Below are 22,396 nucleotides of genomic sequence, written 5' to 3'. Positions count from 1 at the left end.
TATTAAACTTATGTGTAATAAAGCTGTCTAAATATTTTAAAAATTGATAAATTTTAGACTAGCCTTTTATTTTTTATGGGGAAAATATTAGCTAAAAAAGTTTGGTTTAAAACTAGAATTTTAAGCTTTATGTTATATAGCTACTACTTATAAATATTAGTTTGTATTATTTTTACTCACAAAGACCTGTAGACTCTATAGGAACCTCATAACTAACAAATTTACTAGTGCCTGTTACGTTAGGAAAAGTACCAACGGCAGCCCAACCAATAGTTAACTCTGTAAAAGCAAAGCTTATGGTACTACCTATAGAGCCAAACTGAGTTTTTGGAATACTAAATTCTATAGCGTTTGTATCATTATCTACACTAATAACACCAGATGAAGTAAGGTTTTCTCCAGAACCAGCTAAAGCAGACCAACCCCAACCTCCATTAGGATCTGTATGTTGAAAAAAAGACCCCCAAGAATTACTAAGCAAAGGACCTTCAAACAATAGTTCTGCTCCAGAGCCCTCTGGCCACTGCCAGCTTAAAAAACCGCTAGATGCGTCTCCGTCTGTACTTATAAATATATTAACTAGCTCCATTTGCATAGTAGAATTGCCTTCTAAGTAAACATTTACGTTATCTCCTTTTCCCCATACTTTTATTTTTTGCATGGATGCTGCTGTTGGTTCTTGATATAAATATTCTATAGATTCCCAATCTGTAAAATCACCATCAATTGCTATATCTACATCAAGAACTTCTGGAGCTGTAATTATTTTTGTTACAGCAGCCTCTTGTCCTAAATCATTAATTGCGGTTAATGTTACCTTTATCTCCCCTCCTATATTAACATACCTATAAGTAGGGTTCTCCTTGTCACAGTAAAAACTTAAATCTCCAAAATCCCATCTATAGGTAGTTGCACCTTCAGAAAGGTTTGTAAATGAAAATAAATTATCGTCATTAGAAAATGAAAAATCTGCAACAACATTACCATTATCAGAATTAGTGTCAGTGTCATCTGATCCGCAGCTCAAAATGAGAAAAACAGAAAAGGTGCTTAGTAAGAAAATTATTTTTTTCATAATCATTATAGTTAAAGATTAAATTTTGATTTTAGTTAATGGTTAGTGTGTGAGAAAGCTTATTTAAACCTTCTAATGCGTTCCAAGTATCACTATTTGCTAGTTGTATTGCATATTCTGGCCTGTCTGCCAATTTACTGCTTTGGTCTTCAATTTTTAAAAACAAGTCATATTTTCCTGCAGGAATTCCTGTTAATGCAACAGACTCATTTAATTGTAAATCTACATTAGGTAACACCTTTCTAACATCAAAATTTAATGCCTTTTTATACAAGGTTCCATCTGTAGCTTTAAGTACTAAAAAAGTATTTTTCTGATTATAAACTGGAGCATACCCAACATTACTTATCACTGCATTTAAATTAAAATTACTGCTAGCAGTTACTTCTTTTTGTAATTCTGCAGATTTTAAAACAAGTCTGTATCCTAACTTTTTTTGAAAATCTACAAAGCAGCTATTATTTCTCCAGACATTAAGCACTGGGCCATACCAATCTAAGTTTAAATATGTCCATTTTAACAAAGTCATTTCCTCCTCTGCTGTAGCACAACTAGCTGTTGGTATTCCGCTAGGCGGACAAGTTTCTCCGCCAGTAGGCACAAAACTTGCTTCATCACTAATATAACTTTTTTCAATAGTTACATTCTGGTAAGTACCGTAATCATCTACACTAGCTAAAAAACAATCGTTATGAAAACCCACACGGGCTATGTCTGTTGTACCGTACCCAACGGTTTCATCTATAGCATTGGTATAATCAAAAACTTCTTGCTTATATTTTGGTGTTCTTAATTGTATTTTTACTTCTTTAGGAAATACATCTAACAGCTTGTTTACAACGGCTTTTCTACTTTCTGTTGTTGTTAAGTTATTTGTTGAAAAAGCCCATTCTCCCCATGAGCCAATAAAACCAGCTTGTACAAAAGCTATTACATCTGCATTATCTGACACTATTGGTTTAAGCTGATCTAAGTGGTTTTCTATTATGTTTAATGGAGCATCAGTTTCATCAGAATTACTATTATATGCAAAACGCAAAACACATTTAATTCCTGCTTCCCTTAACCTTTCAAAATCTGTTTTAATAAGGTTTAACTGAACTTCACTTAAATCTGAATTTTTAAAAGCATCTAGATAGTATAGTCGTAAAATAATAGTTACATTTTCATTTTTTAAACTGTTTAATGTCACTAAACTTAACGGATCTCCTTCAGAGAGAACACTCCAGCTATGCATAAATCCACGTTCTGGATTAGAAATTACTTCTAAAGATTCTGTATATTTTATTTCACTTAACGTGTCATCTGCAATTACCTCATCATCACCAGAAGAACTACTACTACAGCTAATAACCATAATTAATAGTGTTAACGCTAAAATTCTATTTTTCATCATTTTATTTTTTATAATAGTTAAAAGGGTATTAGTACGTATTTTTTATCCAGTTATATGGTTTTCTTTTAACCCAATTACCTCTTGTAAAGTCAGGGAAATCTTGAGGTTCACCATTGTTTTCTATAGATGCTTCTGACAAAGGTGTTATGGCGCTCCAGGCAGCTGCATCATAAGCATCCATTGGTGGTGCTATATTTTTTTTAGCAGCTTCTACAAAAGCATGAATTACAAAAAAGTCCATACCTCCATGTCCAGATCCATTAGCTAAATCGCCAAATTTTTTCCATAATGGGTGGTCATATTTTTTTAACCACTCATCTGCTTTATCCCATTTATGAGGCTCTGTTATTTTATCTATATGAATTCTATTACCATCTACTTCCCATAAACCATTTGCACCCTGAACTCTAAAACCTAAGGAATAAGGTCTTGGTGAATTGGTATCATGAGTAACAATTATGCTTTCTCCATTAGATGTTTCTATGGTAGATGTTATTACGTCTCCCAGTTTAAAATTTAATTTTGCATTTGGATGATGTTTTCCTCCGTTCTCTACTATGTAATTATGAAGCCCTACTGCTTTAGTAGCTGTAGATGTTAGTGTCATAAACCTGTTACCTCTATTAATATCACACATTGCAGCCACAGGTCCAATACCATGAGTAGGGTAAATATCTGCATTTCTTAATAAGGAGTGTTGTGTTCTCCATGCAGATTCTGATATTCCTTTTTCTCCAAACTCTACACCTTTACCGTAGGGTGTTTTACCATCATTAAATTTTACATGTCTTAAGTCATGCTGATAACCACATCTAAAATGTAATAGTTCTCCAAAAACGTTTTGCTTTACCATATTAAGTACAGCCATAACGTCTCTTCTGTAATTAACATTTTCTAAAATCATTAAATGTGTTCCGGTTTCTTCATGTGTATTAACAAGATCCCAACATTCTTCCATTGTGTTGGCCGCAGACACCTCTAAACCGGTATATTTACCAGCTCTCATTGTATCTTTTGCCATAAGCGTATGCCACAACCACGGAGTAGAAATAATTACAGCATCTACATTGTTTAAATCTAAAAGGTTTCTATAATCATAATCATCTTTACCAAACGTTAAGGGCTTTTTTTGCCCTTTACTTGTAATTTTGTTTACTGCAATATCAATTCTTTTAGGGTCAATATCACATATTGCAGTTATTGTAATATCGTCCCTTAACAAAAGGTTATCTAAATGGTTAGTGCCGCGTAAGCCTACGCCTATCATACCTATTTTAAGGTTATGATGTTTATTATTATTATTATTATTAATTCCAAAAGTCAATCCTGGTAAAAGAGATATTCCTGTTCCTAGAATTGTACTTTTTTTTATAAAATTTCGTCTAGAGTCCATTATATTTTCTTAATTATTCTGTGTAATTAGTTGTTGTATTAAAGTGTAATTAATTTAGATATAAGGATTGCCTATTTATATACAAAATAAACAACCCTCACCTACTAAACTAACTGAACTAATTGTAACCTGGGTTTTGTAAAAAAGCACCTTTACCCTCACTTACCTTATCTAGAGAAAAAGGAAAGAGAGCTTTATGTGGAGCTGTTTGACTAGAAACACCATTTAAATCTATATTATAATCACTGTATTTACCGTGTCTAATTAAATCTGCTCTGTATTGGCCATTTTCACACCAATATTCATGAGACCTTTCTAATAAAATCATTTTATTAAATGTATCTATGTCTGCATAATCTGCTAGTAAAATTGCATCTAAACCTGCTCTATTTCTAACCATATTAACTAAATCTATAGCCTGTTGGCTAGGAGTGTTATTTTTATTAGCCAAAGCTTCTGCCTTAGACAATAAAACATCTGCATACCTATACATTACAATATCTACCGTTGTTATTGCTGTACTTCTGGCTGCATCTTCTGAAATTTTTAATGGTATAGGTCCGTATTGCATAATAGTACCAGGGTTACTTCTATTATAGGTAACACCATCTGTACCCACATACTCTGCTATAAGATTTGTTTTTCTTATATCTTGCTCTTCAAAAGAATCATAAAATTTCCAAGAGCTTTGTATTGTTCCCCAACCTGCTCTTCCTGGATAGTTTGATGGTAACACCATTAACTGCCATTGATTTTCGCTGGTACCGGCATAATCTGCAGGTATAGCCCAAATAATTTCGTTACTATCTACAGGTGCTTGCACATCAAACATGCTCAAATAATCATCCTCTAACTCATAATGGTTCATAGCCATTATTAAATTAGCCTGTTTTTCTACATCTGCCCATCTTTTTTCATGCAAATACAGCCTAATTAATAACATACGAGCCATACCCTGACTAAATCTCCCGTATTTAGCTTCTGATGGAGGTAACAAGTCTGAAGCTGCATCTAATAAATCTTTTTCAATAAAACGCACCATTTCATCATTACTTAACCTAGCTAAAGGTTCTTCACTTAAAGGATTTTTTAATACCTCTAATGGTGCTACTACTATTGGTCCATACATGTCAAAAAGTTCATAACACAACAGTGCTCTTGCACATTTTATCTCTGCTATTCCTGATATTTTTAAATTTTCATTAACAGAAGAGTTTTGAATTCTATCAATACTCAATGTCATACTACTTATTTTATTATAAAAATCATCATAAAAACGGGTTATGCCTCCACTATTTTGCGCAGTATAACTATGTAATGTAGCTAGTTGTTGAACTCCAAAATCACCTTGAAGAATTTCAGTAGTTGCATCTAAAACAAACATAGTACCTTTTTCAGATGTGGAATGGATACCATCAGAATAAGCTCCTCTTAAGGGATAATAAGCTGCATAAACCAATGATTGGATATCAGCCTCTGAGGTAGGAAAAATATCAGGATTAATTTCATCATAATTTACTGACTCTAATTCTGGATTACATGCAAATGATAAAGTTAAACAAGTGCCTAATAATATTAGTTTAATTTTTTTCATAATCATTTTTTTAAAATTTTAAGTCTAGACCAACAGTAAAAGTTCTAACATTAGGGTAAGATGCTACTAAATTTGATGTATCTCCACTAACATCAGGATCATAACCATTTGTTTCTGGATCTACTCCCTTATAAGGTGTAATAACAAATATATTTTGTCCGCCTACACGTAATGCTGCACTAGACAAATGTTTACCAAAACAATTTTTAGGAAATTGATATGATAATGAAATATTACTTAAACGTATAAACCAGGCATCTTGTAAAAAGAAATCACCAGAGTCATATAATGAATAACCAAAATTAGATCCTGGCCTTGTTGTAGATGGGTTTTCTGGTGTCCATCTATTCAATATATTTCTTAATGCATTTGCACCATTTTTTGCTACACCGTCTGTAGATACCCCGTAAGTAAAATCTGTTGCGTCTATAATTTCTCTACCAAACATTGCATTAAAATGAAAGTTTAATTGAAAGTTTTTGTAAGTAATCATATTACTAAAACCTGCAATAAAATCTGGGTCTGAAGAACCAAGTAATACAATATCTGCTTCATCAATTTTTCCGTCTGCTTCTCCTGTTCTTTGAAAAATACCATTTTCATCAACAATAGGGTTTCCAGATCCGTCTCTTAAATAACCGTTTACATCTTTTAATTTTATTTGACCAGGAAATAAATCTGGTTGTGCAGTTACTACTTCACCTGCTTGCATTATTCCATCAGATAAATAACTAAACTGCGCACGTATAGGATCATCTACATTTTCATAAACTGCTGGTTTCCAATCTGGAGCCCTTTCTAGCCACCTATCATCAAAGGTTGAATAAGTGAATGTACTTTTCCAAGTAAAATTTTTAGTTTGAATATTTACTGTATTTAAAGTAAACTCTATACCTCTACTTTGGGTTTTTCCAATATTTGCCCAAACTTGATTTATCTCGTTGTATGAGTTAATTGGGTTTAAACTTAAAAGGTCTGAAATTTCTTTGTCAAAAAGCTCTACAGATCCGGAAACTCTATTTTTAAAGAAACCAAAGTCTAATCCTAAGTTTTTTTCTGTTGTTGTTTCCCATTTTAAGCTTGGATTTGCTAACCTTGAAGCAAAAACACCAACTAGTACAGATTCATCAGGATTTAAATAAGCTGGTTTTGCAAAATATGAAGCAAATGCATTACCGCCTATATCTGCATTACCTGTTTGCCCATAACCATATCTTAATTTAAGCTGTGATACTTTACCCTTTAAACTTTTCATAAATGGTTCTTCTGCTATATTCCACCCTATTGCCATAGAAGGAAAGATTGCAAATTTGTTATTTTCTGAAAAATTACTGGAACCATCTCTACGTATTGTAGATGTTAAAATATAACGATCTTTATATATGTAATTTAACCTACCAAAATAAGATACTATTTTACTAGTAGATTTAGAGGAACTTACATCTGGCACTCCTGCTCCTGCATTCATATTATTCCATAAAAAAGCATCTGTAATAAAATCATTATTAGCTAACGAATTTCCACTAGACTCAAAATTTTGATGAGAGTAACCAGCCAATAAGTTTAAACTATGATCTTCTAAAATATTAGCTTTATAATTTAAGGTAATGTCTAAAAGTTTATCATTTTTTTGTTCACTAGCTATTGAAGCTCTTCCGTTTTCATTTTCTCCCCATAACGTAGTTCTTGGTAAATAAGTGTTTCTTACACTTAAACCCTGGTCTATACCTGCTTGGGTTCTTAAAGTTAAACCCTTTAATGGTTTTACTTCTAAATACACATTTGCTAATGTCCTATCTGTTCTTGCCTCATCAGATATAGTAAGTAGAGATGCTGGGTTTGGAATTATAGCATAATCTGGATTAGTTGGATAATTACCAAAACTATCTACCTCGTCTATTAACGGACTATATTGTAAAGCAGACCTTATTATTCCTGAGTTTTCAAAAGCTTGCCCACCTAATTGTGTATTTTGATTATTTATTGTACTCTTTGTAAAGCTTAGACCAATACTAATTTTATCATTAAATTTTTGATTTAAATTAAAACGTAAAGAAGCTCTTTCAAACTCAGAACTTTTTAAAACTCCTTTATGCTCAAATAAATTACCAGACAAATAATATTTAGTAGACTCTGTACCTCCTTTTAATGAAATATTATGTTGTTGTATGCCGCCATCTCTAGTAACTATATCAAACCAATCTGTTCCTTTACTTGCATTATTTATTTGATCGTCTGAATAAACCCTTGTAAACGGAATACCATTTACAGGATTTGCAATAGCATCCTGTAATGTTCTGTTGCTATATGGAGCTACTCTATTTAAAAAAGCCCAATTTTCATAAACAGCTTCATTTCTTAACTGCATATACTCAGGCGCATTTAAAACATCATAATTATTTTCATAAGCTTGGTAAGAGTATGATGTGGAATAATCTACTTGCACTTTACCAGCTTTTCCTTTTTTAGTTGTAATAATCACAACTCCGTTTGCTGCCCTGGCTCCGTATATAGCTGTTGAACTTGCATCTTTTAAAACCTCTATAGATTCTATATCATTAGGATTAAATGAATTTAAAATACCTTGTGTACCACCACTATACCTGTTACCATCTCCTGGCTCTGTTAATTGAGATATTGGAAAACCATCTACAACAATTAAAGGTTCATTACTAGCATTTATTGATGCTGCCCCACGAATTCTAATATCTAAACCACCACCTGGTTGTGCACTATTTTGAATAATTTGTAACCCGGCTGCTTTTCCCTGTAGCGCATGTGCTATTGAAGGAGTAGAAGACAAAACTAAATCATCTCCTTTTACCTGAGATATAGCACCTACCAAGTCTTTTTTTCTTTGGCTACCATAACCAACAACTATCACTTCCTCTAAGCTTGTATTATTTTGTGCTAATTTTACATTAATTACAGTTTGATCTGCCACTAACACCTCTTTACTTACATATCCTAAATAGGTGAAAATTAATGTTGCTGTACCGTTCTCTGGAATATTTATTGCATAAATACCATCAAAATCTGTTTCTACCCCAATAGAAGTACCTTTAACCTGAATAGATGCACCGGGTAAAATTTCACCAGCTTCATTAGTAACTTTACCTGTTACAATGCTCTGCTGCATATGATTTTTTTCTGTCTTTAGAGCAACAGAAATTTTATTATCAAATGACTTTGCACTAATCTCTAAGATTGAGAATATTACTAATAATAGAGCCAGATTAAACTTTAAATCATAACTCTTTATGCTTGGCAGCATTTTAAGTTTTTTCATATCGAGTGGTTTTGTTATTTAGTAAATTAATGTAATTACTCTATTTCTTATCTTATTAAAACTACACTTACTATAAGATGTAATATTTTATATTTCATTAATTTATGTAGCTAATATATGTCAATTAATTTGAAAAACAAGGCAAAAACACAAAAAATGTGTTCGAACACATAAAAACTTAAAACTATAAGCAATGTAATAAAAAAATGTACATGTGTTAATATAAAAATATACAGTATAAACTTATTTTAAACTAGTATTAAACACTAAAAAAAATAATAAAAACCTTGTTAAAAATTATAGTGCATATATACAAAACAGAAAGAACAGGCTATTATATTAGAATCTTAATTGTATTGACTAATAATATAAATGGTTAAAGCTAAAATTCCCATTTTACAAATGCTTCCATTGCTGCATAATAAGATAATCCCAACTGATCATAAATAGATGCAGTTTCTTTATTTCGATCTTCTGCTCTTTGCCAAAACTCTCTGCTATCTGCGCCCTGAAAAACTACACCATCTTTTTGAGACTGATGTTTAAAAATACCGCGTCTTTTTTCTAATACCTGGTCTGGTCCCATTGGCACAGCCATTTCTATTTCATCTATTCCCCACTCTTGCCAAGCTCCCCTGTACAACCAAACCCAACAATTACTCATATATGGTTTTGACTTTAACCTTTTTACTGCTTCAAAAATAGCATCTAAACATACTTTGTGTGTGCCGTGTGGATCTGCTAAATCTCCTGCTGCATAAATTTGATGTGGCTTTATTTGATCTATAAGATCTATAGTAAACTTAATATCTGCTTCTCCTAAAGGATTCTTTTCTATTGTACCTGTTTCATAAAAAGGAAGGTTCATAAAATGAATTTGGTCATCATTTAAACCTACAAAATAGCTTGTAGCTCTTGCCTCTCCTTTTCTTATTAAACCTTTTATATAACGTACCTCTTCTATATCTACTTCACTAGCTTTTTTATTGGCTAAAAATTTAGCCGCTTTAGCAAAAATCTCTTCTGCTCTTTTGTCTTCAACAGAAAATTTCTCGTTATAATCGCACACAAAACTAGCAAAACGCAAAGCCTCATCATCTGCTACTGCTATATTACCAGAGGTTTGATATGCTACGTGTACTTCATGACCTTGTTCTACCAATCGTTTAAAAGTACCACCCATACTAATAATATCATCATCTGGGTGTGGACTAAAAATTAGTACTCGTTTTTTTTCTGGTGTAGCACGTTCTGGCCTGTTGCTGTCATCTGCGTTAGGTTTACCGCCTGGCCAACCCGTAATTGTATTCTGCAGCTTGTTAAATATTTTTATATTGATGTCGTAAGCCGGACCAGAATCTGCCAACAAATCGCTCATACCATTTTCTATATAATCCGCATCTGTAAGCATTAAAATTGGCTTATTTAAATGAAGAGCCAAGCTTAATACCGATTTTTTAATCAACTTATCTGTCCACTCTACTTTTTCTACCAACCAAGGAGTATCTACTCTTGTTAGTTTAGAAGCCGCTTCTTTATCTAAAACAAATACAGCATTGTTATGTTCTTGCAAAAAAGACGCTGGTACTTTATTTGTTACTTCTCCTTCTACAGACTGGGCTATAATATTAGACTTACTCTCTCCCCAAGCCATTAGAATTACTCTTTTGGCTTCCATTATTTTTTTTACTCCTAATGTTATTGCTGTTCTTGGTGTATTACTTAAACCTCCAAAATCTTTGCTTGCTGCAACTCTAGTAATATGGTCTAATGCTACTAATCTAGTTTTAGAGTTTTGTAAAGATCCAGACTCATTAAAACCTATATGACCATTACCTCCTATACCCAAAATTTGTAGATCTAAACCACCAGCTGCTTCAATTTTAGATTCATAATCACTACAGTATTTAGAGATGTTTGTTTTGGTTAAAGTACCATCAGGAATATTATAATTTTCTGGTAAAATATCTACTTGGTCTAAAAGTAGTTCTTTCATAAACCTAACATAGCTGTGTATAGAGTCTGGCTCCATAGGGTAATACTCATCTAAATTAAATGTAACTACGTTGTTAAAACTTAGCCCCTCTTCTTTATGTATTCTTACTAATTCCGCATATAAACCTTTAGGCGTAGAGCCTGTAGCTAAACCTAATACGCACCTTTTATTCTCTTTTTGTTTTTCTCTAATTAAATTTGCAATTTCATTTGCTACGGATTTTGATGCGTTTGTAGAGTTTTTAAAAACAACCGTATTTATATTTTCAAATCTTTTTTCAAAACCTGTAGCCTTATCAATATTACTTTTTAACATCTTCTAATTTTTTATGTTTGTTTTTATAACAATATAATTGCTGACTAATACGTAGAATTATAACCGTATTAATTTGATACTCTACATTAGTAAACACTGTATAAATAGGTAATTGGTTAAATATTTACCACTATTTATCTTTTCTCCAACTCTTAATTTTATGTCCCCAAATAGCAAAAAAGAGAATTAAAATATAGCATGGGATCAAAATCCAGTAACTACTTGTAGCTGCTATGGTAGTAGCTTCAGCTTCCTGCATTCCGGCGGTAATTAATTTGTATTTATCTGCATCTACAATTTTACCATACAACGGAGGTATTATTGCCCCTCCTGATATTGCCATAATTAACATTGCAGAACCTTTATTTGTGAATTTTCCTAAACCATTAAGTGTTAAGGGCCAAATAGCTGGCCAAACTAAGGCATTTGCAATACCTAAGGCAGCTACAAATAGTACAGACGTAAACCCAGTAGTATTTAAAATAGCTATGCTAAAAATAAGTCCTAAAAAAGCACTGATAATTAAAGCTGTTCTTTGTTTAATATATTTTGGAATTAAAAATATACCTAAAGTATAAGTAGCCACCATTGCTAGTAATGTATAGGTTGTAAAAAATTTAGCCTCTTCTCCTGTAAAACCTAAAGAAATTCCGTAAGCTATAATAGTATCTCCTGCTATAACTTCTGCGCCTACATATGCAAACAAGGCTAATACACCTAGCCACAAATGAGGAAATTGAAATATGCTAGTTTTTTCTTTCTCTCCTTGGCTAGATACTTCTGGTTTACTTACCTCTACATTGGGTAATTGCGCTTCCTTAATTAAAACTCCCAAAAAAGCTAACACTGTTGCCATTATAAGATATGGAGCAAATACACTATCTGCCATCATATCTAATGTTCGTTCTTTTTCTTCTAAAGAAACAGATTCTAGCTTTTCTTTAACTCCGTCTATACCAGATAGTAAAATAGCTCCAAAAATTAAAGAACCTAAAGCTCCTGCCACTTTATTTGCAATTCCCATAATAGCTATACGCTTTGCACCGCTTTCAATAGGACCTAGAATGGTTATATAAGGGTTTGCAGCTGTTTGCAATAATGTCATGCCCATACCCTGTATAAATATACCTAATAAAAAAAACCAATAAGTTCTGGCTTCTGCAGCAGGTATAAATATTAAAGCTCCTACTGCCATAATAAACAAACCTAAAGACATCCCTTTTTTATATCCTATTTTTCCTAAAATATAAGAAGAAGGTAGTGCCATTATAACAAATGAAATATAGGACGCTGTAGCCACCAAATAGGATTGTGCATCTGTAAGTTCATTTATAGTTTTCATAAATGGTATTAACGCACCATTTATCCAGGTCACAAAACCAAAAATAAAAAATAACCCTGCAATTATTGCTACAGGCATTATTGTACTATGTTTCTTTTTTACCGTCATTACTTTTAGTCTTTATATTAATTTTTACTTCATTACTAAAATTATCTTTGGTTACTTGCAGATGCTATAAACATCATTTTGGGTTAGGATAGGTTAGGTCTGTTTTTGTTAACTTTAGTGTTTATAATTAGTATTCTTAGATTTAAATATTTTATATTTTCATTTTATTAAATTGCTCTGTTAAACTTTCTATTAATTTAAACTGGTTTTTACAACGATCTAAATTATGTTCTATATAAGATGTTTTATAGTAGGTATCGTTATTTAAGTAGTCTGTTAAAAAACGAAGCCCCATTATAAAAATCATTGTTTTAGCTCCTAATGGCAGGTATTTTATTTCTAATGCAGTAAGGTCTGGTTTCATTTCTTTTAAAAAACCCTGTACGTAAGCGTCATAATAACTAATATTAAACTTTACTTTACTTAGGTCTTTCTCGTCTTCTGCAGCAGTATTACAAATGGTTCTTATTGCATCACCAAAATCATAATGCACAATACCTGGCATTACAGTATCTGTATCTATTACACAAAGTCCTTTTTTATCTAAATCAAACAGTATGTTAGAAATTTTAGTATCGTTATGAGTTACTCTTAATTTTATGTCTCCAGACGCTTTTAAATTCTCAATAATATGCATCTCTTCTTTTAAATCAGAAACCAACTTTATATATTTATTTGCTTTAGACAACCTATCTTCAGATGCTTTACTTAACGCTTCATTAAACTGATTAAACCTAAAAGACATATCATGAAAATTAGGAATAACATCTATTAAATTACTAGGATCAAAATCACTAGTTAGGTTTAAAAAATCTCCCATTAATTTACCTCCTTCATAGGCAACCGTTTCACAACTCACTGTTTCATATGTAATACTGCCTTTTATATAAATCATCAAATTCCAGTAATTATCATCGTTATCTTTATGGTAATTAGCACCATTTAGTGTTTTTACAAAAGACAGTACTCTACGCTTTAATTCAGTTGGAGGTAAATGCTTTTTTTTATCTTTTAAATGATTACTAATTAACACTTTGTTATTTATTAAACCTGGCACATCTTTAAACACCCCACTATTAATCTGTTGTAATATGAAAAAGGAATTTTGTTTGGTTTTTATAAAGTATGTATCATTAATATGACCAGAAGCTAATTGATCAAATGAAATGATTTCATCATTATTATTAAAGTAAGCATAAATAGAATTTAATTTATTCAATATCATATTACCAAAGTTTAGAAGGATAAATATTAGCTTTTATTAATTTTTGAATTTCTTGCTGAACTATTTTTTTATCTTCCTTATAAGTAACACCAAACCATTTTGAATTTGACTTTAAAACTTTGACAGTTGTTTTTTTAGAATTTAAAATATTGTTTACAACTGTTGGTATATAAAATTCTGCCTTTAAATTATTTTTATTTTCTTCTAAAAATTTAATAAAGAGATCACTTCCAAACTCAAAACATTTTGGAGTAAAACCCCAAAAGTTCATAGAAACAATTGTTTTTCCACTTATACTAACCATATGCTCATCATCACTCTTATAAAAAATTTCATTGTCAATTTTCTCTATATGAGTTCTTTCTGTTACACTAGTTAGGCAACCGTTTTCACTTATTTTACACTCCCCTCTAGAAACATAACCGTAATCTGACACTGTATTTTCTAAATAATACGCCATTGTATTAAAGTTATAAGACTCGCTATCTGTATTAATTAAGCAATCAGCCATTTTCTCAAATGCTTTTTTACCATAAAAATCATCTGCATTTATTATTGCAAAATTTTCTTTAACAATATTTTTAAGCATCAAAAAAGCATGGCCAGTTCCCCAAGGCTTTTTACGTTCAGGGTTTATATACTTCTCAGGAACACTATCTATTTCTTGAAAAACATAAACCAACTCTACTTTATCTCTAAGCTTATTTTCTATCAGCTTTTTAAACTCATCCTCAAAGCTTTTTCTAATAATAAATACAAACTTTCCAAACCCTGCTTCTATAGCATCATAAATTGAAAAATCCATTATAGTTGCCCCATCTTGGGTAAACTTATCTAACTGTTTTAACCCTCCATAACGGCTTCCCATTCCTGCTGCTAAAATGACTAAAGTTGGCTTGGTGTTACACATATTTAATTCTTAAAATTATTATTCTAAATACTCATTCCCCTGCTAATGTATAAATGAATTTTGATAAAAAAAAGAAAAACAGGTAAAAATGTGCTCGAGCACACTAAATAAATGTTTTCGAGCACATTTTTAGATATTAGTTAAAAAGTTTTTTATCTTTGTTTTATGAGAAAACACACTATTAAAGACATTGCTAAACTTGCCGGTGTATCTAAAGGAACCGTAGATAGAGTATTACATAACCGTGGAAAAGTTTCCCAAAAAGCATTGGAAAGTGTTAACAAAGTTCTTAGTGAAATTGATTACAAGCCCAATATTATTGCTAGGAGCCTAAAAAACAATAAAATACATAAAATTTGTATTTTACTACCAGATCCAAATTTAGACTCATATTGGTTACCGTGTGTAGAAGGTATTAATGAAGCAATAACAGAGTTTAGCTCTTTTAATGTTGATATAGAAATTTTTTACTTTAACCCTACCAGCATTACTTCGTTTATAAAAACAAACGATATTTTATTAGAGACATCTCCAGATGCAGTTTTACTAGTTCCTCTTTTTTATAAAGAATCTCTTGATATTATTGACAATTATAATTCTTTAGGTATATTATCTGGTACATTTAACAATCAAATAAAATCTAGAATAATAAATAGTTTTGTTGGACAAGATCTATTTCAAAGCGGAAGAGTTGCTGCCAGCCTTATAGACTTATTTTTAAATGAAGGTTTAATTGCTATTGTACATATTGATGAAGAGTATGAAAACGCTCTACACATGCAAGAGAAAGAAAAAGGTTTTAGAAATTATTTTTCAGAATCTAAAAATCAAAACTTTGATATAAAAACACTAAAGTTAAAGTCTGACAATGTAGATGAGAGTTTTAGTGATTTTTTAAAAAACAGTCCTGATTTAAAAGGAGTTTTTGTTACTACCTCTAAATCCTATCAAATTGCCGAAATAATATCAAAAAATAAAAATACAGATGTTGCTTTTGTAGGCTATGATTTACTTGAACAAAACATTAGCTATTTACAAGATAAAACAATAAAGTTTTTAATACATCAAAATCCAAAAAAACAAGCTAACATTGGGGTTACACTGTTAGTAGAGCATTTAATTTTTGATAAAAAAATTACTGAAGAAGTTTTATTGCCTTTATATATTATTAATGGCGAAAATGTAAAAGATTACCTTAATTAAACACATTATTGATCTAGTAAATTTAGTACACCAAAAGATGATGATGTATGAAAATTTGGATATTGGGTATTAGGATTTACCCAAGAAATCCAAGTTGACTCATAATTACAATTTTCTGTTTTACTATATTTTGCTCTAAAAATTCCAGTTTCAATTTTATAATTTTTAATTAAACCCAACTCTTCTAAAGAATTTATAGTTATAGAACCTTCTACCGTAAAATAATTACATTTAATGTTAGACTTTACAACCAATTCATTCTTAGGCCAATTCCAATCAAATTCAAACTTCCTTTTTGCATTAGCTCTAAAGTCTAAAATTCTTGACGTAGGATCAATCTCTATACAGTAATATGGATTAAGAGAATCGTTCATTTTAAAAAACAGCTCTACCCTATCAGAATTGCCTATACTTTGCACACTATCATCTTCTTTATTTATTAAAACTTGAGAATCATAAACTTTAAAGTAGAAGAATAACTTTTTTGAATCCCAAAGAGACCTAAATTCTATTCTAGAATTTGGCCTTCTGTCCCAAGCAGAAACAAAATCTGAAAGAACCTCTGCTTTACCCCATAACATATGGTCTCCCTTACCATTAATAACAAGGCTATCTTCTTTAATAAACTTAACATTATAACTCTTCATACAGTATGGTTTATTGTCACTATTTTATACTAAAAACGTAACATTATTGCTAATCTATTTAAATTTTAAAAGAAAGAAAAAGAAAAAGGATTAATTTTGTGTTCGAGCACATTTTTTTAAGTAATAATTACTAATAAGTGGATAAAAATGTATTATCAATAATATAAAAGGTATTTTTTATTTTTAAAATAATAATTGTTGCTTCAATTATTAAAAAATTTAATTACACAACATAAAAGTACACCTAAACATTAAGTTAAATAGAAGAAAAATACTAGATAGGTAAAAATTAGGCATAAAAAAAGCCAGTAAAAAATTACTGGCTTAATTATTTTGAGTCTTTCTACTCAATTGTCGGGGTGGCAGGATTCGAACCTGCGACCTCCGCGTCCCAAACGCGGCGCGATAACCGGGCTACGCTACACCCCGATAGGTTATCAATAATTTCAATTTAGAGAAATTTTCTGTCCTCGCAATTTGCTTTGACAGCTATTGCGGAGAGACAGGGATTCGAACCCTGGGTAAGTGTTTCCACCTACGACGATTTAGCAAACCGTTCCTTTCGGCCACTCAGGCACCTCTCCAATACTCTTTAATGAACTTGCGCAGTTTTCAATTGCGAGTGCAAATATATAACGATTAAGGGTAGCTACCAAGCTATTTTAAACTTTTTTTGACTTTTTTTTAATTCTTTTTTCTAACCGCTTCATTATAAGAACATTTGTAGTAAAACTTTTTTTCACTTTATTTTAAATTTGATGCTATTACTTAAAAATGTCTCTTATTTGAGCATCTTATATATATAACTATAGTATCTATATATTAATTTTTATTCTTTAAAAAAGTTCAAGATTTGCTTCAAAATAATAAAAATAAAAAAAGTGAAAATAAATATAAATTTTACTTGCATATTAAACATAGGTTATTGTATATTTGCACCCCGAATAACAAACCATTTGTTATTTAAATGGTCGCGTAGCTCAGCTGGATAGAGCATCTGCCTTCTAAGCAGACGGTCAAAGGTTCGAATCCTTTCGCGATCACAAAAAGCCTTCAGTTTTACTGAAGGCTTTTTTGTTTTATATTAAAAAATTCTTCTATACATTTTAAGGTTACATCGCACTGTTTTTTCAAAAGAAAAAGACATAAATAGTTAATAATCATTTTTTTAGTAAAAATTATTAATATTTGTTTAAATTTAAAACATAAAAGTACTTAGTTAGTCATTTAAAATACTTTCTTTTAGCTTTTTATTTTCTTACTTTAATTATGTTTTATTAGGCTTGATTAACTAAAGAAAATATATATCTATTAGTTAATTATAAAACACATAAAATGCTACGTTTTAATTTTAGTAAGCTTGCTGTTATTTTTGCTTTAATAATATGCTACGGATGTAATAACAGCAAAGAGGATGCTAAAAAATTAACTATTGGATTTTCACAAACTGGAGTAAATGATCAGTGGAGAAAATCTATGAATGAATCTATGCAAATACAGAGTGATTTTAATTCTGATATAGATTTAAAAATACTTGACGGAAAAGATAATGTAGAAAAACAGATTGAAGATATTAAGCAGTTTATTAAAGAAAAAGTAGACGTTTTAATTATATCTCCTATAAAATCTAAACCAATTACACCATTTGTTAATAAAGCAATAGAACAAGGCATACCTGTATTAATTGTAGATAGAAAAATTGATGGTCAAAATTACACCTCATATATTGGTGGAGATAACATACAAATTGGTAAAAACGCAGCTAACTACATAGCATCTTTAAATAAGAATGATGATAAAAAAATATTAGAAATAACAGGACTAAAAGGATCTTCACCTGCTAAAGAACGTCATTTAGGCTTTAAATATGTTATAAGTGCAATAACCAATTTAAGTATTACACATACTATAGAAGGTAACTGGGAGGCCAACTCTATAAAAGAGCCATTAAATACTTATTTAGATAAGAACAAAGACATTGATTATATTTTTTGTCACAACGACCGTATGGCTCTAGGTGCTTGGGAAATACTGGTAGATAAAAAACTAGATAAAAAAATAGATGTAATAGGTGTTGATGGATTAACTGGCGCAAACGGAGGTATACAGCTTGTAAAAGATAAAATATTAAAGGCTACTATATATTATCCTACTGGTGGTGATGAAGCTATAAAAACTGCAATTAAAATTATTAACGGAGAAAAAGTAGCTAAAAAAAACATATTAGAAACTATAGTTATAGATAGTAGAAATGCTGATATTATGAGTAATCAGTTTGATAAAATCATTCAACATCAAAAAGACATTTTAAAACAACAAGAAAAAATTAAATTACAAGAAGAAACCTATACAAACCAAAGTAACGTTTTAAAAATAGTATTTGGTTTGTTTATTTTAAGCATTGTTCTTGGTATATTTAGTATTTATAGTGGTTATAATATTAAAAAGAAAAAGCAAGAGTTAGAAGCAAGTAATATTGAAATAAAAAAACAACGAAATAAAATTAAAAAAATAGCAACAGAAGCTGAGTTAAGTAATGAGGCAAAAGTTAACTTTTTTACAGGCTTATCTCATGAATTTAAAACCCCTATTACACTTATACTTTCTTCTATAGAATCTTTATCTGACAATAAAACCATAAGAGATAATAATTTAACAAAAGATATAAGGTTAATTTTTAACAACTCTAAACGTTTGTTACGATTAATTAACCAACTATTAGATTTTAGAAAAGCAGAAGAACATCAGTTTAAACTAAAAGCTTCTAAAGTTAATTTATTAGAGTTTTCTGAAACAATTTATGAGGACTTTAAATATGAAGCTCAAAAAAAAGATATCAAGTTTACACTAGAAACAAACAATAAAGATTTAGAAATTTATATTGATAAAAATTTAATAGATAAGGTTTACTTTAACTTACTCTCTAATGCTTTTAAATTTACACCAGAAAATGGAGAAATTACTATAAAAATTGAAGATCATAAGAATAAAGATTTTATAAATATATACTTTAAAGATACAGGTATAGGAATACCACGTGACGATTTAGATAAAGTATTTAAAGCTTTTTTTAGAGGTACAAACAACAACAAATCTAGTTCTGGAATTGGCTTGCTACTATCTAAAGAATTTATAGAGCTGCATAAAGGCTCCATAGCTGTTAGCAGTAAACTAGGAACAGAATTTACTATAAAATTACACAAAGGTAGCAGCCACCTTAGCGAAGATGAAATAATTTGTGAAACTGATGTTTTAGAAACTTCTGTTATCAACTTTTTTAATGAAGATGAAGACAATGTTTTTAATGAATCTTCAATAGCGGATAGCCAAGATAATTACGTTATTTTAATTATTGAAGATAATCTAGATTTAATAAAATTTTTAAAAAGTAAACTATCTCTAAACTATGAAGTTCATTTATCTAACGGAATAGACGCAATTGAAAAAGCATTAGATATTATACCAGATATAATTATTTGTGATGTTAATTTGCCAGATAAAGATGGGTTTACTATTTGTGAAGTTTTAAAAAATGATTTACGTACCTCTCACATACCTACAATAATACTAACCGCATTAGAATCTAAAGATTCTTATATAAAAGGACTAGAATCTGGTGCAGATTTGTACCTTACTAAACCATTTAGTTTCTCTGTTTTATCTCAATCTATAAAGACAACAATATATAATAGAGAAAAATTAAGATATTACTTTATTAATAATATTCATAAAATCAACTCTCAAGAAAACTTTGGCTCTACAGAACAAGATTTTATAATACAAATTAATAATTTAATAGAGGATAATATAGACAACTCTAATTTTTCTGTAGAGACAATGGCAGAAAATTTAAACATATCAAGGGTTCAGCTTTATAGAAAACTAAAGGCTATATTAGGTGTAAATGTTAGTGACTATATTTTAAATACAAGACTAGACAAAGCAAAAAAACTACTTAAAGAGTCTTCTTTATCTATTTCGGAAATTGCCTATGCAACTGGCTTCTCTTCTCCTAATTACTTTTCTACAAGCTTTAAAAGTAAATTTGATACATCTCCAAAACAATACAGAGACACTTAATTATTTAAAAATTTAGGTTTAACAGGACTTGGACTTTAATTAATTAATAATTGAAACGATAAATGTATGTATCAATTTTATACAAAAGCTGTATCAATTTTAAACACTCATCTACACAAACCACAAAACAAATACTTAAACAACTAATTTTAAATTAGTTAGGCACTCATTACATTATCAAACTTAATTGATTCAAATAAGAAAGTGTTTCTTAAAATTGAAGCGTAACTTGCACTTCACTTTAAAAACTAATAAAAAGATAAATACGCTTAAATAGTGTAGGCTGGCATAAATATTGATTTCTTTTTAAAGAAAATAAATTAAGTCATAATATCTTTTTAACGATATAAAAATAAACTACTGTTCCCCAAACAGGAAGCCTTACTAATATATATTAGCAAGGCTTTTTAGGTTAAAATTATTTTTTTAGATATTCTCTTAATTTTATAAAAGGTGCTGTTTTACGGTTTTTAAAAGCGTGTATAAAACTACTTATTATTAAAATACCTGCAGCAGCATAGGCAATATAAACTAACTGCTCCTCTACTCCTTTATTAGCAATTGCAATTGCAATTGCAATTAAAGCCCAAGCGCCAACAAGGGCAAACTCTCGCATATTACGTGTCCACGTTACAATTAAGTTAATTATTACTGCTATTACAATCATTATAATAGTCCATACAAAGGGTGCTATACCAAAACCACCCCAATTAGTTTTTACTAAGTATGCAGATACATTTGCAATACTAGCAACAGTTACCCAGCCAGCATACAATACAAAAGGCCACCATAAAAATGCAATTACAGTTATTGGCGCATCCCACAACTCCATTTTATTATTTAATATGATTTTTAAAATTGAAAAAAGTAATATAAAAATAAATACACAAGACAATGCCGTGTAACCATATATCCAACTAACAATCCAAAAACAATTGGCTAAACAAGAAATTACAAACCACCATCCTATTTTTAATACAAAGTCATTATCTCTAACCCTTACAACTAGGCTCCTGCCTTGATATAGTATAAAAACAAACAACAAAAGATAAATAACCCCCCATATAGAAAAAGCATAACCAGCAGGTGTAAATAAGGTTTTTAAACCTCCAGACACCTCTCCTATAGTTGTACCATTCATTTTACCTGTATTAGACAAGTAATTTACTATTAACGTAAAAATAAATGCAATACCGTTAGCTATTTGTAAACTTTTCTTCATCTTTTTTCTTTTTCTATAAGTTACAAAAGTAATACTGCAAAACCAATTCTGATTTGCTAGTTTTGTAAGTATGTAAAGTAACTATAAAATACAAATGAGCAAGAAAAAACCAATTTCAAAAATAATATATGTCTTTGCTGCGCTACTTTCAATTTGGGCAACAATTCTTATTTTCCAAAGATTATTTTTAAATGATATGGATTATTACAACCCATATAACAACGAGCTTGTTTTTCCTCTTTTTATATGTCTATTTTACATTAGCTTATGTATGTGGCTTATTCCTAAAATGAAAAATAAAATTTTTAGAAATTTCATTTTTATAATTAGTCCACTATTATTAATATCATATGCGTTTTTTGACATTGCAGATAGCAATAAAATAGAATTTGGCACTACTTGGACAGCATCAGAAGTTTTTATAGAGTTAGTATATAGTAAAACCTTTTTTATACCTTTATTATTAATTGGTATGTCTTTAAACTTTATAGTAAATCTATGGTATTACAACAGTAAGGCTAAATAAATTAACTGCAGAGAGTATAAGTGTTTTTTAGTAATAAGCTTTGTATTTTACAAAATATTGCTTGAGTAGATAAAA

General features: G+C 30.2%; 14 protein-coding genes and 3 tRNA genes. 4 read left to right on the top strand and 13 right to left on the bottom strand.

Annotation, left to right across the window (positions count from 1 at the left end):
- Positions 1 to 172: 172 nt before the first annotated feature.
- The 9 genes from Q4487_RS00290 to Q4487_RS00250 form a co-directional block, all read right to left on the bottom strand.
- A complete protein-coding gene (locus Q4487_RS00290) occupies positions 173 to 1,075 on the bottom strand; it encodes a PKD domain-containing protein (RefSeq protein WP_157811141.1) in 903 nt (300 codons plus the stop codon).
- A 31-nt stretch (positions 1,076 to 1,106) separates the two neighbouring features.
- Positions 1,107 to 2,468, bottom strand: a complete 1,362-nt coding sequence (locus Q4487_RS00285) for a DUF4832 domain-containing protein (protein WP_303571871.1) — start codon at positions 2,466 to 2,468, stop codon at positions 1,107 to 1,109.
- Between the two features lie 31 nt (positions 2,469 to 2,499).
- Positions 2,500 to 3,864 carry a Gfo/Idh/MocA family protein gene (locus tag Q4487_RS00280; RefSeq protein WP_303543766.1) on the bottom strand — a complete coding sequence of 455 codons (1,365 nt, stop codon included), beginning with the start codon at positions 3,862 to 3,864 and terminating at the stop codon, positions 2,500 to 2,502.
- Between the two features lie 118 nt (positions 3,865 to 3,982).
- Positions 3,983 to 5,458, bottom strand: a complete 1,476-nt coding sequence (locus tag Q4487_RS00275) for a RagB/SusD family nutrient uptake outer membrane protein (RefSeq protein ID WP_198519444.1) — start codon at positions 5,456 to 5,458, stop codon at positions 3,983 to 3,985.
- 10 nt (positions 5,459 to 5,468) lie between these two features.
- On the bottom strand, positions 5,469 to 8,747 hold the full coding sequence (locus tag Q4487_RS00270; protein ID WP_198519445.1) for a TonB-dependent receptor: 3,279 nt from the start codon (positions 8,745 to 8,747) through the stop codon (positions 5,469 to 5,471).
- A 382-nt stretch (positions 8,748 to 9,129) separates the two neighbouring features.
- Positions 9,130 to 11,058, bottom strand: coding sequence for a glucosamine-6-phosphate deaminase (nagB, locus tag Q4487_RS00265; RefSeq protein ID WP_303543760.1), 1,929 nt, complete (start codon positions 11,056 to 11,058; stop codon positions 9,130 to 9,132).
- A 130-nt stretch (positions 11,059 to 11,188) separates the two neighbouring features.
- Complete coding sequence (locus tag Q4487_RS00260; RefSeq protein ID WP_303543757.1) at positions 11,189 to 12,508, bottom strand: sugar MFS transporter; 1,320 nt, start codon at positions 12,506 to 12,508, stop codon at positions 11,189 to 11,191.
- 151 nt (positions 12,509 to 12,659) lie between these two features.
- On the bottom strand, positions 12,660 to 13,733 hold the full coding sequence (locus tag Q4487_RS00255; protein ID WP_303543754.1) for a phosphotransferase enzyme family protein: 1,074 nt from the start codon (positions 13,731 to 13,733) through the stop codon (positions 12,660 to 12,662).
- Position 13,734: 1 nt separating this feature from the next.
- Entirely contained in the window at positions 13,735 to 14,643 is a 909-nt protein-coding gene (locus Q4487_RS00250) for a sugar phosphate nucleotidyltransferase (protein ID WP_303543751.1), read from the bottom strand.
- Positions 14,644 to 14,808: 165 nt separating this feature from the next.
- Here Q4487_RS00250 and Q4487_RS00245 point away from each other — a divergent pair, with 165 nt between their 5' ends.
- Complete coding sequence (locus Q4487_RS00245) at positions 14,809 to 15,846, top strand: LacI family DNA-binding transcriptional regulator (RefSeq protein ID WP_100896404.1); 1,038 nt, start codon at positions 14,809 to 14,811, stop codon at positions 15,844 to 15,846.
- Between the two features lie 5 nt (positions 15,847 to 15,851).
- Here the strand turns inward: Q4487_RS00245 and Q4487_RS00240 are convergent, their stop codons facing one another.
- The 3 genes from Q4487_RS00240 to Q4487_RS00230 form a co-directional block, all read right to left on the bottom strand.
- Positions 15,852 to 16,493 carry a sugar-binding protein gene (locus tag Q4487_RS00240; RefSeq protein ID WP_303543748.1) on the bottom strand — a complete coding sequence of 214 codons (642 nt, stop codon included), beginning with the start codon at positions 16,491 to 16,493 and terminating at the stop codon, positions 15,852 to 15,854.
- Positions 16,494 to 16,847: 354 nt separating this feature from the next.
- Positions 16,848 to 16,922 (bottom strand) — tRNA-Pro (locus tag Q4487_RS00235).
- A 66-nt stretch (positions 16,923 to 16,988) separates the two neighbouring features.
- Positions 16,989 to 17,077, bottom strand: a tRNA-Ser gene (locus Q4487_RS00230).
- A gap of 385 nt (positions 17,078 to 17,462) precedes the next feature.
- On the opposite strand from Q4487_RS00230, the gene Q4487_RS00225 reads away from it, so the two are divergent.
- Positions 17,463 to 17,536, top strand: a tRNA-Arg gene (locus Q4487_RS00225).
- Positions 17,537 to 17,828: 292 nt separating this feature from the next.
- Positions 17,829 to 20,573, top strand: a complete 2,745-nt coding sequence (locus tag Q4487_RS00220) for a substrate-binding domain-containing protein (protein ID WP_100896406.1) — start codon at positions 17,829 to 17,831, stop codon at positions 20,571 to 20,573.
- A 418-nt stretch (positions 20,574 to 20,991) separates the two neighbouring features.
- On the opposite strand, the gene Q4487_RS00215 is transcribed toward Q4487_RS00220, so the two are convergent.
- On the bottom strand, positions 20,992 to 21,795 hold the full coding sequence (locus Q4487_RS00215) for a tryptophan-rich sensory protein (protein WP_303543746.1): 804 nt from the start codon (positions 21,793 to 21,795) through the stop codon (positions 20,992 to 20,994).
- A 94-nt stretch (positions 21,796 to 21,889) separates the two neighbouring features.
- On the opposite strand from Q4487_RS00215, the gene Q4487_RS00210 reads away from it, so the two are divergent.
- Positions 21,890 to 22,321 (top strand): hypothetical protein, encoded by a 432-nt coding sequence (locus Q4487_RS00210; protein WP_303543744.1) that lies wholly within the window; start codon positions 21,890 to 21,892, stop codon positions 22,319 to 22,321.
- Positions 22,322 to 22,396: the final 75 nt, after the last annotated feature.

Origin of the sequence: Cellulophaga sp. 3_MG-2023, from assembly GCF_030546975.1 — a bacterium.
In the GTDB taxonomy this organism is placed as follows: domain Bacteria; phylum Bacteroidota; class Bacteroidia; order Flavobacteriales; family Flavobacteriaceae; genus Cellulophaga.
This window is presented reverse-complemented; position numbering and strand designations above follow the sequence as displayed.